Annotated in this window: 14 protein-coding genes and 1 pseudogene; 6 read left to right on the top strand and 9 right to left on the bottom strand. The window is 63.6% G+C overall.

Annotated features, from left to right (window positions below):
• Positions 1 to 705 (top strand): DUF5983 family protein (locus tag C8D93_RS19940; RefSeq protein WP_110267008.1); only part of this gene is annotated, 705 nt, incomplete at its 5' end.
• 137 nt (positions 706 to 842) lie between these two features.
• Here C8D93_RS19940 and merR read toward each other — a convergent pair.
• Positions 843 to 1,250, bottom strand: a complete 408-nt coding sequence (merR, locus tag C8D93_RS19935; protein WP_110267007.1) for a mercury resistance transcriptional regulator MerR — start codon at positions 1,248 to 1,250, stop codon at positions 843 to 845.
• Between the two features lie 72 nt (positions 1,251 to 1,322).
• On the opposite strand from merR, the gene merT reads away from it, so the two are divergent.
• From merT to merA, 4 genes are read left to right on the top strand one after another with little or no spacing between them, the layout of a single operon-like run.
• Positions 1,323 to 1,673 (top strand): mercuric ion transporter MerT, encoded by a 351-nt coding sequence (merT, locus tag C8D93_RS19930; RefSeq protein WP_110267006.1) that lies wholly within the window; start codon positions 1,323 to 1,325, stop codon positions 1,671 to 1,673.
• A 12-nt stretch (positions 1,674 to 1,685) separates the two neighbouring features.
• The gene (gene merP / locus C8D93_RS19925) at positions 1,686 to 1,964 is read left to right on the top strand and encodes a mercury resistance system periplasmic binding protein MerP (RefSeq protein ID WP_110267004.1); all 279 of its coding nucleotides are present in this window, start codon (positions 1,686 to 1,688) and stop codon (positions 1,962 to 1,964) included.
• A gap of 15 nt (positions 1,965 to 1,979) precedes the next feature.
• A complete protein-coding gene (merC, locus tag C8D93_RS19920; RefSeq protein ID WP_110267002.1) occupies positions 1,980 to 2,402 on the top strand; it encodes an organomercurial transporter MerC in 423 nt (140 codons plus the stop codon).
• A 27-nt stretch (positions 2,403 to 2,429) separates the two neighbouring features.
• A complete protein-coding gene (gene merA / locus C8D93_RS19915; RefSeq protein ID WP_031688152.1) occupies positions 2,430 to 4,115 on the top strand; it encodes a mercury(II) reductase in 1,686 nt (561 codons plus the stop codon).
• Between the two features lie 56 nt (positions 4,116 to 4,171).
• Here the strand turns inward: merA and C8D93_RS19910 are convergent.
• Positions 4,172 to 4,666 (bottom strand): annotated as a pseudogene (locus tag C8D93_RS19910) (ISL3 family transposase); the annotation flags it as partial.
• Positions 4,667 to 4,770: 104 nt separating this feature from the next.
• Here C8D93_RS19910 and C8D93_RS19905 point away from each other — a divergent pair.
• Complete coding sequence (locus C8D93_RS19905; protein WP_110267010.1) at positions 4,771 to 6,912, top strand: TonB-dependent receptor family protein; 2,142 nt, start codon at positions 4,771 to 4,773, stop codon at positions 6,910 to 6,912.
• 968 nt (positions 6,913 to 7,880) lie between these two features.
• Here C8D93_RS19905 and C8D93_RS19895 read toward each other — a convergent pair.
• Genes C8D93_RS19895 through C8D93_RS19865 form a run of 7 tightly spaced genes read right to left on the bottom strand, consistent with a single transcriptional unit; the run spans position 7,881 to position 11,233 of the window.
• A complete protein-coding gene (locus C8D93_RS19895) occupies positions 7,881 to 8,855 on the bottom strand; it encodes a transporter (RefSeq protein WP_211307442.1) in 975 nt (324 codons plus the stop codon).
• The gene (locus C8D93_RS19890) at positions 8,852 to 9,166 is read right to left on the bottom strand and encodes a heavy-metal-associated domain-containing protein (RefSeq protein ID WP_110267000.1); all 315 of its coding nucleotides are present in this window, start codon (positions 9,164 to 9,166) and stop codon (positions 8,852 to 8,854) included. Before C8D93_RS19890 ends, C8D93_RS19895 begins: the two co-directional genes overlap by 4 nt.
• Before the next feature lie 29 nt (positions 9,167 to 9,195).
• Positions 9,196 to 9,594, bottom strand: coding sequence for a hypothetical protein (locus C8D93_RS19885; RefSeq protein ID WP_031688149.1), 399 nt, complete (start codon positions 9,592 to 9,594; stop codon positions 9,196 to 9,198).
• Between the two features lie 8 nt (positions 9,595 to 9,602).
• Positions 9,603 to 10,298, bottom strand: coding sequence for a cytochrome c biogenesis CcdA family protein (locus C8D93_RS19880; RefSeq protein ID WP_049950744.1), 696 nt, complete (start codon positions 10,296 to 10,298; stop codon positions 9,603 to 9,605).
• Positions 10,288 to 10,554 carry a thioredoxin family protein gene (locus tag C8D93_RS19875; protein ID WP_031688147.1) on the bottom strand — a complete coding sequence of 89 codons (267 nt, stop codon included), beginning with the start codon at positions 10,552 to 10,554 and terminating at the stop codon, positions 10,288 to 10,290. Before C8D93_RS19875 ends, C8D93_RS19880 begins: the two co-directional genes overlap by 11 nt.
• Entirely contained in the window at positions 10,551 to 10,970 is a 420-nt protein-coding gene (locus C8D93_RS19870) for a heavy metal-responsive transcriptional regulator (RefSeq protein WP_031688146.1), read from the bottom strand. Before C8D93_RS19870 ends, C8D93_RS19875 begins: the two co-directional genes overlap by 4 nt.
• On the bottom strand, positions 10,970 to 11,233 hold the full coding sequence (locus C8D93_RS19865) for a thioredoxin family protein (RefSeq protein ID WP_031688145.1): 264 nt from the start codon (positions 11,231 to 11,233) through the stop codon (positions 10,970 to 10,972). The genes C8D93_RS19870 and C8D93_RS19865 overlap by 1 nt, the downstream gene beginning before the upstream one ends.
• Positions 11,234 to 11,608: the final 375 nt, after the last annotated feature.

Genomic DNA, 11,608 nt, shown 5'->3' with positions numbered 1-11,608 from the left:
AACAACCCCTTCGTCCGCGGCTACGATGGCCTGTCCGTGCAACGGCTGCTGGCGATTTCCTACGACGACGACTGCCCGCTGAGCTATCTGCCGTTGCACGTCTCGCAGTCGCACCTGCCGGACAGCCAGATCGAGCGCCATGCCTGCATCTTCTGCGACGACTTCGCGCTGATCACCGAGGGCCAGAACGTGCCGCCCGAGCTGGATGCGCAGTGCCCCAGCCACGGCACCGCCCGCACCGTGGTCTACGCCGTGATGGCGGAAGAAGCGGGCCAGCCGCTGCACGTCGGCGACACCTATACCGAGGAAGCCGCGCGCGAGGTGGTGCGGCGCCTGCGCTTCGAGACCGGCTTCTACAGCCGTGCCTGGGAAATCAGTTCGGCGCACATCACCGAGGAGGCCGGCCGCTATCTGGCCAACCTGGCCGACATCGACACGCCAACCCGTTTCCTGTTCGTTGCCTTCCGCATTCCCTACAGCCCGGCGGTCGGCGTGAAGCTGATCGCCACGCCCTGGACGGACGAAAGCCTGCAACAGATCGAAGGCATCACCGCCGAGCGGTTGCGCCGAGAGCATCGCCGGAAAGGCATGCCGGAGTCCCTCGTCGAGGTGCTCCACCTGGCCGCCCTCGCCGACGTGCGCCTGCTGATCTTCGATGCCGACGCGCCCGTGCTGGACGGGCTGACGCTCTACTACGACGAGTAACCCGCAACCCATTCGAGCCCCCATGTCGGGGCTCTTCCTTTTCATCGAAGTCGGTGGCGGCCGCCGCTTTCAGAAGACGATTGCCCGAGATGTCCGAAGTCCATGGCGCTTCCCTGACGCCCAGGCCAATCCATGACCTATCGGCAATGCAGGGCGGCGATCAGCGGACAGGACACATTGCCTTGGTGCGCATGGCACTCACCGACCAGCTTGGATAAGGCTGCCTCGATCCGGCTCAGGTCGGACAGCTTGGCGCGCACGTCGTCCAGCCGTAAGGCAGCCAGTTCCGCCGCCTCGCTGCAATGGGTGCCATCCTCCAGTTTCAGAAGCTGCCCGATCTCGTCCAGGTTGAAGCCCAGCCGCTGCGCCGCTTTCACGAACTTCACCCGCGCCACATCAGCGCCGCTGTAGCGGCGAATGCTGCCGTAAGGCCGGTCCGGTGTCGGCAGTAGCCCCTTGAGCTGATAGAAGCGGATTGTCTCGACATTGACCCCGGCCGCCTTGGCGAAGGCGCCGATGGTCAGGCTATCCGGTTCGGTGTTCATCGCGCTTGACTCCGTAGTTAACTACGGAAGTAACGTTACAGCATCAAGCGAAACCTCGAAAGGAGAAACCTCATGTCGGAACCGCAATCCGGGCGTGGTGCCTTGGCCGCCGGTGGCCTCGCCGCCATCCTCGCCTCGACCTGCTGCCTCGGCCCGCTGGTGCTGGTCGCGCTCGGCTTTTCCGGCGCCTGGATCGGCAACCTCACCGTGCTGGAACCGTACCGGCCGATCTTCATCGGTGCAGCGCTCGTCGCGCTGTTCTTCGCCTGGCGCCGCATCTTCCGGCCGGCCCATGCCTGCAAGCCGGGCGAGGTCTGCGCGATTCCGCAGGTTCGCACGACCTACAAGCTTATTTTCTGGATCGTGGCCGTCCTGGTGGTGGTCGCGCTCGCCTTTCCCTATGTCCTTCCGCTGTTCTACTGACAGGAGATCATCATGAAGAAACTTGCCGCACTCGTGGCCCTGGCCGCCACCCTTGCCACGCCCGCCTGGGCCGCCGTCCAGACCGTCACGCTGTCCGTGCCCGGCATGACCTGCGCCGCCTGCCCGATCACGGTGAAGAAGGCGCTCACCAAGGTCGGGGGCGTCAGCCAGGTTGACGTGAGTTTCGACAAACGCGAGGCCGTCGTCACCTTCGACGACGCCAAGACTTCCATCCAGAAGCTGACCGAGGCCACCACCAACGCCGGCTATCCGTCCAGCGTCAAGCGTTGAACATGGAGTGACGCCATGACACCGATTGCGCGCATCGCCGACAAGGCCGGGGCATTGGGTACCCTCGTTTCCGCGATGGGCTGCGCGGCCTGCTTTCCGGCGCTCGCCAGCCTGGGGGCCGCTGTCGGGCTGGGCTTCCTCCAGCAGTACGAAGGCCTGTTCATCTCCAGACTGCTACCGCTGTTCGCCGCCTTGGCGCTGGTGGCGAACGCGCTGGGTTGGCTGCGCCACCGGCAATGGCACCGCAGTCTGCTCGGCATGGTCGGCCCAGCCATCGTCATCGTCGGCACGGTCTGGCTGCTTGGCACCGCGTGGATGCGGCCCCTGGTCTACACGGGAATCGCCTTGATGGTCGGTGTGTCGATCTGGGATCTGGTGTCACCGGCCAACCGCCGCTGCGGGCCGGACGGCTGCGAACTCCCCGCGAAACACGGATGAAGCGGTCGCCACGAGAGGAATGAGACCATGACGCAACTGCAAATCACCGGCATGACCTGCGAATCGTGCGCGGCCCACGTCAAGGAAGCGCTGAAGCGGGTGCCCGGCGTGCGTTCGGTGGAGGTGTCCTACGCCAAGGGTAATGCAACCCTGGCCATGACCGCAGAGACTTCGACCAAAGCTCTGCTCGCTGCCGTCGCCGGACTCGGATACCGGGCCGCGCTGGCTGATTCACCGACTGCGCCGCCGCGTGGCGGGCTGTTCGACAAGGTGCGCGAATGGGTTGGCGGCGGGGACAAGACCGGCCACGACGACGGCAAGCTGCATATCGCCGTTATCGGCAGCGGCGGCGCGGCGATGGCCGCGGCGCTCAAGGCCGTCGAGCAGGGCGCGCGGGTGACGCTCATCGAACGCGGCACCCTCGGCGGCACCTGCGTCAATGTCGGCTGCGTGCCGTCCAAGATCATGATCCGCGCCGCGCACATCGCTCATCTGCGCGCGGCGAGCCCGTTCGACGACGGCATCGCGGCAGCAACGCCGGCCATCCTGCGCGAGCGGTTGCTTGCCCAGCAGCAAGCGCGCGTCGAGGAACTGCGCCGCGCCAAGTACGAAAGCATCCTGGACGGCAATCCATCCATCACGCGGCTGGCGGGCGAGGCCCGGTTCAAGGACGCGCGCACGCTGACCGTGGCGACTGCAGACGGCGGCACACGCGAAGTGAGTTTCGACCGCTGCCTGATCGCGACCGGCGCGAGTCCGGCGATCCCGCCGATCCCCGGCTTGAAGGACACGCCGTACTGGACCTCGACCGAGGCGCTGGCGAGCGACACGCTCCCTGAGCGGCTGGCAGTGATCGGCTCGTCGGTGGTGGCCGTCGAACTGGCGCAAGCTTTCGCCCGGCTGGGCAGCCGGGTCACGATCCTGGCGCGCAGTACGCTGTTCTTCCGTGAGGACCCGGCCATCGGTGCGGCCGTCACCGATGCCTTCCGCGCCGAAGGGATCAAGGTGCTGGAACATACGCAGGCGAGTCAGGTGGCTTATCGGGACGGCGGATTCGTGCTCATGACCGGGCAAGGCGAGCTCTCCGCCGACAAGCTGCTGATCGCCACCGGCCGCAGCCCGAATACGCAGGCAATGAATCTGGCAGCGGCGGGCGTGGCGGTAAACAAGCAGGGGGCCATCGTCATCGACGCGGCGATGCGCACCAGCGCGCCGGACATCTACGCTGCCGGCGACTGCACCGACCAGCCGCAGTTCGTCTATGTGGCGGCGGCGGCCGGCACCCGTTCGGCGATCAACATGACCGGCGGCAAAGCGGCGCTCGACCTGACCGCGATGCCGGCCGTGGTCTTCACCGACCCGCAGGTCGCCACGGTCGGGCTGTCCGAAGCCGAGGCCCACCTCAAGGGAATCGAGACCGACAACCGCACCCTCACGCTCGACAACGTACCGCGCGCGCTCGCCAACTTCGACACGCGCGGTTTCATCAAGCTGGTGATGGAGGAAGGCACGCGCCGGCTGATCGGCGTGCAGGCGGTCGCGCCGGAGGCGGGCGAACTGATCCAGGCGGCCGCGCTGGCGATCCGTGCCCGGATGACGGTGGAAGAACTGGCCGACCAGTTGTTCCCCTACCTCACGATGGTCGAGGGGCTGAAGCTGGCGGCGCAAACCTTCAAGAAGGACGTGAAGGCGCTGTCCTGCTGCGCCGGCTAGAAATTGAGGGGTATCCGGATTAAGTGGTTGATGATCCCCTCTGATCCACCAAAACCTTAATCCTCCCAGAAGGTTGATAGATCGACGCCGTAGTTCTTCTCGGCCTCGGGGAGACCCATGCTGTAGGTCATGGTGGCCTTGCCCAGGAACGGAGATTCCTTGGTCTGTGGCGTCTTCTTCTTGTGCTTGGTGGTGTAGAGCATCCGGGCCCGCATCACCTCGAATGAATAGCCCCGGCCATCGCGGTTCTTGTCCTTGGCCAGCCGGTTGATCGACTCCGTGAAGGCGTTGGTGATTGGGATGTCGGTCTCGAAGTAGGTCAGCACCTCCTCACGCCAGCCACTGACGGCGCTAACGAGATCCTTCCAGACCTCCTTCTGCCCCTGCGGGATGCCGTCAACCCAGGCAGCCAACGCCTTCTCAGCATCCCGCAGGGTGGCACAGCCCCAGATGTGGTAGAGCCGCTCCTTGTGCTCATAGGCTGCCAGGAGCTGGGGGAAGGCCCCTGTCCAGGTTTCCATGATGAGACGCTCGCGGTCTGAGACGTCGTGATTAGCAATTGACTTAATAGTTACAAAGCCATAAAGTTTCGCAACGTAATGCTAATGATTATCACTTGTACCCAGAAACTTAAATGATAACGGAGAACAACCGTATGTTTAGACCTTCCCAACTATCACTGGCTGTGGCGATCAGCCTCGCCCCAGCCTTGGGCTCTGCCGCTGGCGATGACCAGCCCCAGACCCTTGAAGCCCTGGAAATCATTGGCGATGCGTCCGCAGCCCAGACCTTGCCAGGGTCAGGCTACGTCGTTGGTGAGGCGCAGTTGAAAACCGAGGTTGAGACCGACATCAACCAGGTGCTGAAAACCGTCCCGGGCGTCTATGTGCGGGAAGAAGAAGGCCTGGGCCTGCGCCCCAATATCGGCATCCGCGGCGCCACGGCCGAGCGCAGCAGTAATATTACCCTGATGGAAGATGGCATTCTGATCGCACCGGCGCCCTACTCCAATCCGGCCGCCTATTATTTTCCGACACTGAAGCGCATGTCCTCGCTGGAAGTACTCAAGGGTGCCCCGCTGCTGCGCTATGGCCCGCAAACCACCGGTGGTGTCATCAACCTGATTTCCACACCCATTCCCGATCAGCGGCAGGGCTATGTTGAGACAGTCACCAACGACCGCGGCTCCACCGACGTTCACGCAACCTATGGTGACACGGCCGGCGACTGGGGCTACCTGCTTGAGACCGTCCAGCGCTCCGCGAAAGGCTTCAAGGAGATTGACCGCAGCGGCCGCGATACCGGCTTTGATATCGAGGACTACGTCGGCAAGCTGCGCTGGCAGGGAGAGCGCCAGAGCGTGACCGCCAAGCTGCAATACTCCGAGGAAACCTCCAACTCCAGTTACCTCGGCCTGACCGATGCGGACTTCAGCCAGGACCCGAACCGGCGCTACGGGCTATCCAGTATCGACCAGATGAACAACACCCACTCCGGTATCAGCCTGACCCATCAGTTCGACTGGAGTAACACCGTAAGCAGCACCGCTACCCTCTACCGCAACGACTTCAAGCGGAACTGGTTCAAGCTCAGCGATGGCGGAAGCATCATCGACAAGGCCAACCGCGGCGACGCCAATGCCCAGGGTATTCTGGACGGCACAGTTGACGCCAGCGGCCTGGATTACAAAAACAACGCCAGGGACTACCTGTCCCAGGGCGTGCAGGTAAACTTTGATGTCGACATGGGCAGCCACCAGTTTGATTTCGGCGCCCGCGCCCACGAAGATGAAATGGATCGCTTCCAGCCGGCCGATGTTTATGACCAGGTCAACGGCTCTCTGGTGTTCCAGAACACGGTCGCCCCCACGGGCAGCAATAATCGCTTTGAGACCGGCGAAGCCCTGAGCTTCTGGGCCCTCGACACCTGGCAGGCGACGGACAAGCTCAGCGTTAACCTCGCCCTGCGCTACGAGGATGTACAGACCAGCCGCACCCAATACGCGGATCCCGGCCGCACAACCGTCGACAGCACCCGCGCCAATGACAGCGCCGAACTCCTGCCTGGCGCTTCCTTTACCTATGACCTGTCCCGAAGCTGGCAGGTTCTGGGTGGCGTGCACCGGGGTTTCTCCCCTCTCGGGGGTGGTGCCAGGGCAAACGAAGAGCCGGAAACCAGCAAGAACTGGGAGGCCGGCCTCCGGTACTTTGGCAATGCGTTCTTCGCGGAAATGATCGGCTTCTACAGCGACTTCTCCAACAAGGCCGAAAACTGTTCCGTGGGCTCGCCGTGCAGCAATGGCGCCACCTCTGGCAGTTTTGTAACCGGCGAGGCTGAAATTTCCGGTGTTGAGTTCCAGCTCCAGACCGGCACCCGGGCAGGCGAGTTCTACCTTCCGATCAGCCTTACCTACACCTTTACCCAGGCGGAAATCAGCAAGGACAATGCCGCTTCGGGCCTGAAAAAAGGCGAGCAGCTCAAGGACGTACCTGAAAACCAGATGAGCTTCCGGACAGGCATGGAACACCCGAGTGGCTGGGACAACTACCTTGTGGCCACCTACGTCGATGAGATGTGTGTCAGCGCGGGATGCAACAACACCGCCACGAAACTGGACGAGACCGAGTCCCTGTTCCTGGTCGATTTCATCAGCCGCTACGCACTGACCGCCAGTGCCGATGTCTTCCTGAAAGTGGACAACCTGTTCGATGAACGGCAAATTGTCTCACGTTTGCCCGATGGCGCCATGGCGAACCTGCCGCGCACCGCTTCACTGGGGATCAGCGTTAATTTCTGATCAACAACCCAAGGCCAACTGATCGGCGGCGAGTTCGCCTTTGCATTCCCTCTCTGTCATAGCCCCGGTTTCCAACCGGGGTTTTCTGGCTATGAGAGACCTAACAACCTAATCCCGACAGACTGCCAGACGACTCCACGTGCGCGTCGGTGCGCCCCTTTTTCAGGAATTGATTATTGCCAGATAGCTATGTACACAGAAACTTCAGATGAACTCTATTCAGGGCGGGGCAGAATCGAGTAGGAGGGGGAGTCGCCTCCCCCGTCCTCTCACACCACCGGGCAAACGGATCCGTACCACGGCGGTTCCTGTCCCCCATTATCGGGCTGAGCTTCGTTCCGCTGAATTCGCTCGCCTGTGTGCTCTGAGCGCTTCGACAGTCTTTGGGCTTCCGGCCCGCCATACAGTTATCGAGAGCCCTCCGGGGAGGCTTCTGCTCGTACACATCAGAGAGTGGTCAACTATCCACTCGTGACAGGTTCAGCCCTTCAGCTCTTGGTTAGAGAGCCTAATATGGCCTCTGCTGACTCCTGTTCGCCCATCCCGACACCTCACGGTGTCGGTAGCCAGTGGCAGGCGAACAGGCCTCCCAGGGTAAGACGCGCGACCTTCCTCCCATCTACCCGCCGCATCTACTTCCACATCTTCTGGATAGCTATTGGGCTTCGAGTTTCATGGCCCTCTCGCCCAGATGTGGCTGCCTCATATGCGGTTCCTGTTCGTCGGGCCAGGAGTTTGCCTACAGCTTCCTTCAGATTCCGCCTCACGACGAACACCCTTGCTGTTCAGCTAACGGTTCCCGCTATCAGGGTCCGTAGGGGACTTTCACCCCCAAGTCATCCGGCCCCTCTTGTCCTGGCCAATTCCACAGCTTCCCGAGCATGAACCAGGTAGTCCGGTTCTCCTTCGCTTTATCAACGGCGGCCAAGTAAGCGGCTATGGCTTCAAGTGTGGTTATGTAGGGCCTATCAACCAGTTAATCCGTTGTGAGTTTTGCTTGTCGCCCACCTTTCAATTTCGTATAGCAACCAGATAATCCGGATACCCAAATTGAGACGGAAGCCGGTGGTCAGGATGTAGTCGTTTCGCAGCGCGCTGCCGTTCAGGTGCTGCGAGACCGGTATCTGAATGCCCGCTTCGACCACCCATTTGCGGGTCACATACTGCACGGTCGGCGTCAGGAACAGCGTCGTGCCGCCCGAGTTCGGATCGTCAGCCCCATTGACCCGATCCTTGGCGACATGAATCAGGTTGGCCTCCAGCCCGCCGTAGAGAAAGCTGGGGACGCCTTCGCCCAACGTGCCGGGCCACAGCCGGCGCTGGACCGACAGATCGAGGCGGCTGACCGCGCCGGCGCGGAAGCTGTTGGCCTCGCCGTTGCGCTGATGGGCGAGCTGGACGTCCCAGCCCCAATCCAGGGATTGGAACGACGCCACCGCGCCGCCTTGCCAGTCCCAAGAGCCAGAACCCGGCTGGAGCATCGGCGGCAGCCGTCCAAGGCGGTCGGAAGCGTGGTCATCCCCGGTCGGCGCCTTGACGCCGAGAAACGGCGCGATGCGGAAGGTATGCCCCGTCGCGTTGGCTTCAAAGGCCGTGTAGCGGCCCATGAACATCGCATCGCCAAAGCCCGACTGGCTGCGCGTCGCGTCCGCCCCGCCCACGTTCATCGACAGCCGCTTGTCTGCATAAGGCAGCACCGCGAACACGGCAAAGTCGCGGGTGACGCCGTAGCCCAGCACGGACATCAGACCGGAAACCTCCATGCGGCGGTTCATCGGTGATGGATCGTCGGTGCTCTTCATGTAGACGAACTGCTCGCGCAGAATCCACTCGTCCTTGGAGATGGGCAAGGCTGTGTTGAAGGTCAGCGGCGCTGCGTTGGCGGCCCCCGCCGCAGCGCACAGCAGCGCCGCCGTCGCGATGCATCCGGGCCGGGGCTTCATTTGGTTTCTTCCCTGGATACCTTCGCCTCGCCGGGCGTAAAGCCGGCGTCATGGATAAGCTGCTTGTAGCGGGCGATGTCGGGCTGCGTGCCCGGCTTGAGTTCAATACGCACGTTCTGGTCTTTCAGGCTCGCAGCCGCGTGATCGACTTCGTCCGCCTTGCGGAGGCTCTTCTCCAACCCATAGGCGCATAACGGGCAGGTCATGCCCTTGACGGCAATGTCCACCACCTGGCGCTCCGCGCCGAAGGCCATGAGTGGCAGGCAAAGCGCCAAGGCTGCTGCCAGGTGTTTCAGATAGGGTCTTTGCATGACGATGATCTCCTTCGAGGATGGGAGGCTCAGACCCCGAGCCAGATACGGATCGGCAGCGCCAGATAGGCGGCGAAGAAGCCGATGCCCCAGATGGCGGCCGAGACACCATGAATCCGCCGGTTCCAGCGCTGGGCGCGCTCGCACAAGCGCCCCAGCTCGGGATCGCTCGGGCAGGCGCGACCAGGCCGGTAGAGCAGCCAGCCGGAGGCCAGCAGCATCAGCCCAGAGCCCGCGAACGCCCAGGTCTTGTGCAGGGCCAGCGTGACCAGGAACGGCACGGCGCTGGTGACGGCCGCCACGGCGGCACCCAGGCCCAGCGTGACGAACAGGATCGGCAGGGCGCAGCAGATCAGCGTGCCGCTTGCGGCGAACAGCGTCAGCCAACTGACCGTGTTTTGCCGAAGCCGCGAGGGGTCGGTCTTCATGGCGCGCCCTACCAGGTGAGCCAGGGGAAAAAGGCGAACCAGCCATTGAGCAGATACAGGCCGGTGAGCATCAGCAGGATGCTGCCGGCCAGTTCGAAAGTCCTTTGGTAGCGTCCGAGCGGTTTCATATGCTCGATCCGCTCCAGCGCGGCCGCCGCCAGAGCCAGGGGAATCGCGCGTCCGATGGCGAAACTGGTCAACATCGCCGCGCCGAACAGCGGCGAGCCGCTACCCGCCGCCACGCCCAGCAGCACGACGAGCGCCGGGGCGCAGGAGGGGCAGACGGCGACCGAGAACGGGATGCCGAGCGCGAACGCACCCCAGCCGCTGGCGACACGCTTGGCCTTGAAGCCGAGCGCCGGCAACGGCAACTTGATCCACCCGGTCCACAGCAGACCCAGAATGATCAGCCAGGGGCCAAGCAGCAGCCCCCACCAGCGCCCGGCCAGCGCCTGCACCCCTTGGCCGCCGAGTCCTGCCACCGTTCCCAGCAAGGCATGCGCAGTGATCAGACCCGCGATGAAAGCCAGTCCGTAACGGATGGCCTCCCGTGGCTCGCGCGCCCGCGTCACGTAGGCGAGCGGCACCGGCAGCGCGGCAATCGCCAGCGGGCTCAGGCTGAAGAGCAGCCCAGCCAGCAGGCTGATGCCGCTGGCGGCCCACACGCCTTGGGAGGACAGTTGGCGTAGGGTCTCAAGCTCCATCGCCACGCTCCCCATCGCGCCGACGCAGTTCTGCCACAAGCTGTTCGACGGTCGGCAGCGTGGTGAACACCAATTCGCCGTCCACGGCGAGCGCGGGCAGCGTCAGTACACCCAGATCGACCGCGCGGTCGAGGTCATCGAGGACATTGACCTCGCGCCACTCGATACCGGGCATCGTTTCAGCCGCCGCCTTGAGCGCCGTCGTCGCCCCCGCGCACTTGGCACAACCTGGAGTAAAGAACAGCTCGATCTTCATGTGCGCTCCGCCTCAAAGCTGACCGCTTCCAGTGCCGCCAGGATCGGGCAGTCATCGACCGGCAGCGAACCGCCAGCGCACTCGGCGATCAGCACGTCGAGCGCGGCGGACATCTTCTGGATGGCGCGAATCTTGGCGGCGAGCTGGAGTTTCTTTTCGATGGCGCGGCTCTTCACGTCGTCGCAGCAAGCGCCGTCGGCCTGGCGCAGATGCAGCAGGTCGCGAATCTCTGCGAGCGTGAAGCCGCAAGCCTGGGCGTGCTGGATGAAGCGCACCCGGCGCACCGCATCCTCGCCATAGAGGCGATAGCCGCTATCGGTCTTGCTTGCCGGGGCGAGCAGCCCCTCGCGCTCGTAATAGCGCAGCGCGTCGGGGCTGATGTCACCCGCCTTGGCGAGCTTGCCGATGGTCAACATCACGGCTGGCCAAGGCCGGCGGCGCGCAGGCTGGCTTCATCGATGCCGCGACCGGCGCAGCAGTCGGCAAGCCGGCCGTCGATCGCCACTGCCGGCACCGAGCGCACGCCGAGCGTCTTCGCGCGCTGTGCCACGGCGATGTCACGCATGTCGAGCATATCGACTTCGCACGACGGGCAGGCCAGGCTCTTTACAAGGGTTTCAACATCGGTGCAGGCCGGGCAGCCGGCGCTGAACACCTCGACTTTGCGTTTGGTAGTCATTTCAAGGCTCCTGTTGATGTTCGTGATGAGTTGCAGCTACGCGGATGCGTGCTACCCCGTCACGATTTCAGGATAAACCTTGGAGCGAACTCCAGAGTCAAGGGGGCAGCCGGACGAATGAAGGCCACATCATCGAATCCACGCTTTCAAGGGCGTGCCCCCCATGCGGGGGCTTTTCCTTCTCATGGAACGTGGTGGCGACAGGTTGCCGATTCCCGGACGACGGGCGCCCGCGCCTGCCGCACGCTTCCCGCATGTTCGCTGGCGTTGCCGGCAGCATGCCCAGGCAGTCGAGACCTTCAAGACTGCGGCGCGGTTCGCCGTGCTGGTTGCTTCGTTCTCCGGGCGCACCCGCGTCCATCCACCTCACCCTCA

The organism is Sinimarinibacterium flocculans (assembly GCF_003201205.1).
GTDB classification, from domain to species: Bacteria; Pseudomonadota; Gammaproteobacteria; order Nevskiales; family Nevskiaceae; genus Solimonas; species Solimonas flocculans.
This window is presented reverse-complemented; position numbering and strand designations above follow the sequence as displayed.

What these genes read in the sequence shown, in the direction of transcription:
- C8D93_RS19880 (WP_049950744.1), bottom strand. Translation starts at nt 10,298, where the DNA reads ATGGAGCTTGAGACCCTACGCCAACTGTCCTCCCAAGGCGTGTGGGCC.
- C8D93_RS19905 (WP_110267010.1), top strand. Translation starts at nt 4,771, where the DNA reads ATGTTTAGACCTTCCCAACTATCACTGGCTGTGGCGATCAGCCTCGCC.
- C8D93_RS19890 (WP_110267000.1), bottom strand. Translation starts at nt 9,166, where the DNA reads ATGCAAAGACCCTATCTGAAACACCTGGCAGCAGCCTTGGCGCTTTGC.
- C8D93_RS19875 (WP_031688147.1), bottom strand. Translation starts at nt 10,554, where the DNA reads ATGAAGATCGAGCTGTTCTTTACTCCAGGTTGTGCCAAGTGCGCGGGG.
- C8D93_RS19895 (WP_211307442.1), bottom strand. Translation starts at nt 8,855, where the DNA reads ATGAAGCCCCGGCCCGGATGCATCGCGACGGCGGCGCTGCTGTGCGCT.
- merC (WP_110267002.1), top strand. Translation starts at nt 1,980, where the DNA reads ATGACACCGATTGCGCGCATCGCCGACAAGGCCGGGGCATTGGGTACC.
- C8D93_RS19885 (WP_031688149.1), bottom strand. Translation starts at nt 9,594, where the DNA reads ATGAAGACCGACCCCTCGCGGCTTCGGCAAAACACGGTCAGTTGGCTG.
- merR (WP_110267007.1), bottom strand. Translation starts at nt 1,250, where the DNA reads ATGAACACCGAACCGGATAGCCTGACCATCGGCGCCTTCGCCAAGGCG.
- C8D93_RS19870 (WP_031688146.1), bottom strand. Translation starts at nt 10,970, where the DNA reads ATGTTGACCATCGGCAAGCTCGCCAAGGCGGGTGACATCAGCCCCGAC.
- merP (WP_110267004.1), top strand. Translation starts at nt 1,686, where the DNA reads ATGAAGAAACTTGCCGCACTCGTGGCCCTGGCCGCCACCCTTGCCACG.
- merT (WP_110267006.1), top strand. Translation starts at nt 1,323, where the DNA reads ATGTCGGAACCGCAATCCGGGCGTGGTGCCTTGGCCGCCGGTGGCCTC.
- merA (WP_031688152.1), top strand. Translation starts at nt 2,430, where the DNA reads ATGACGCAACTGCAAATCACCGGCATGACCTGCGAATCGTGCGCGGCC.
- C8D93_RS19865 (WP_031688145.1), bottom strand. Translation starts at nt 11,233, where the DNA reads ATGACTACCAAACGCAAAGTCGAGGTGTTCAGCGCCGGCTGCCCGGCC.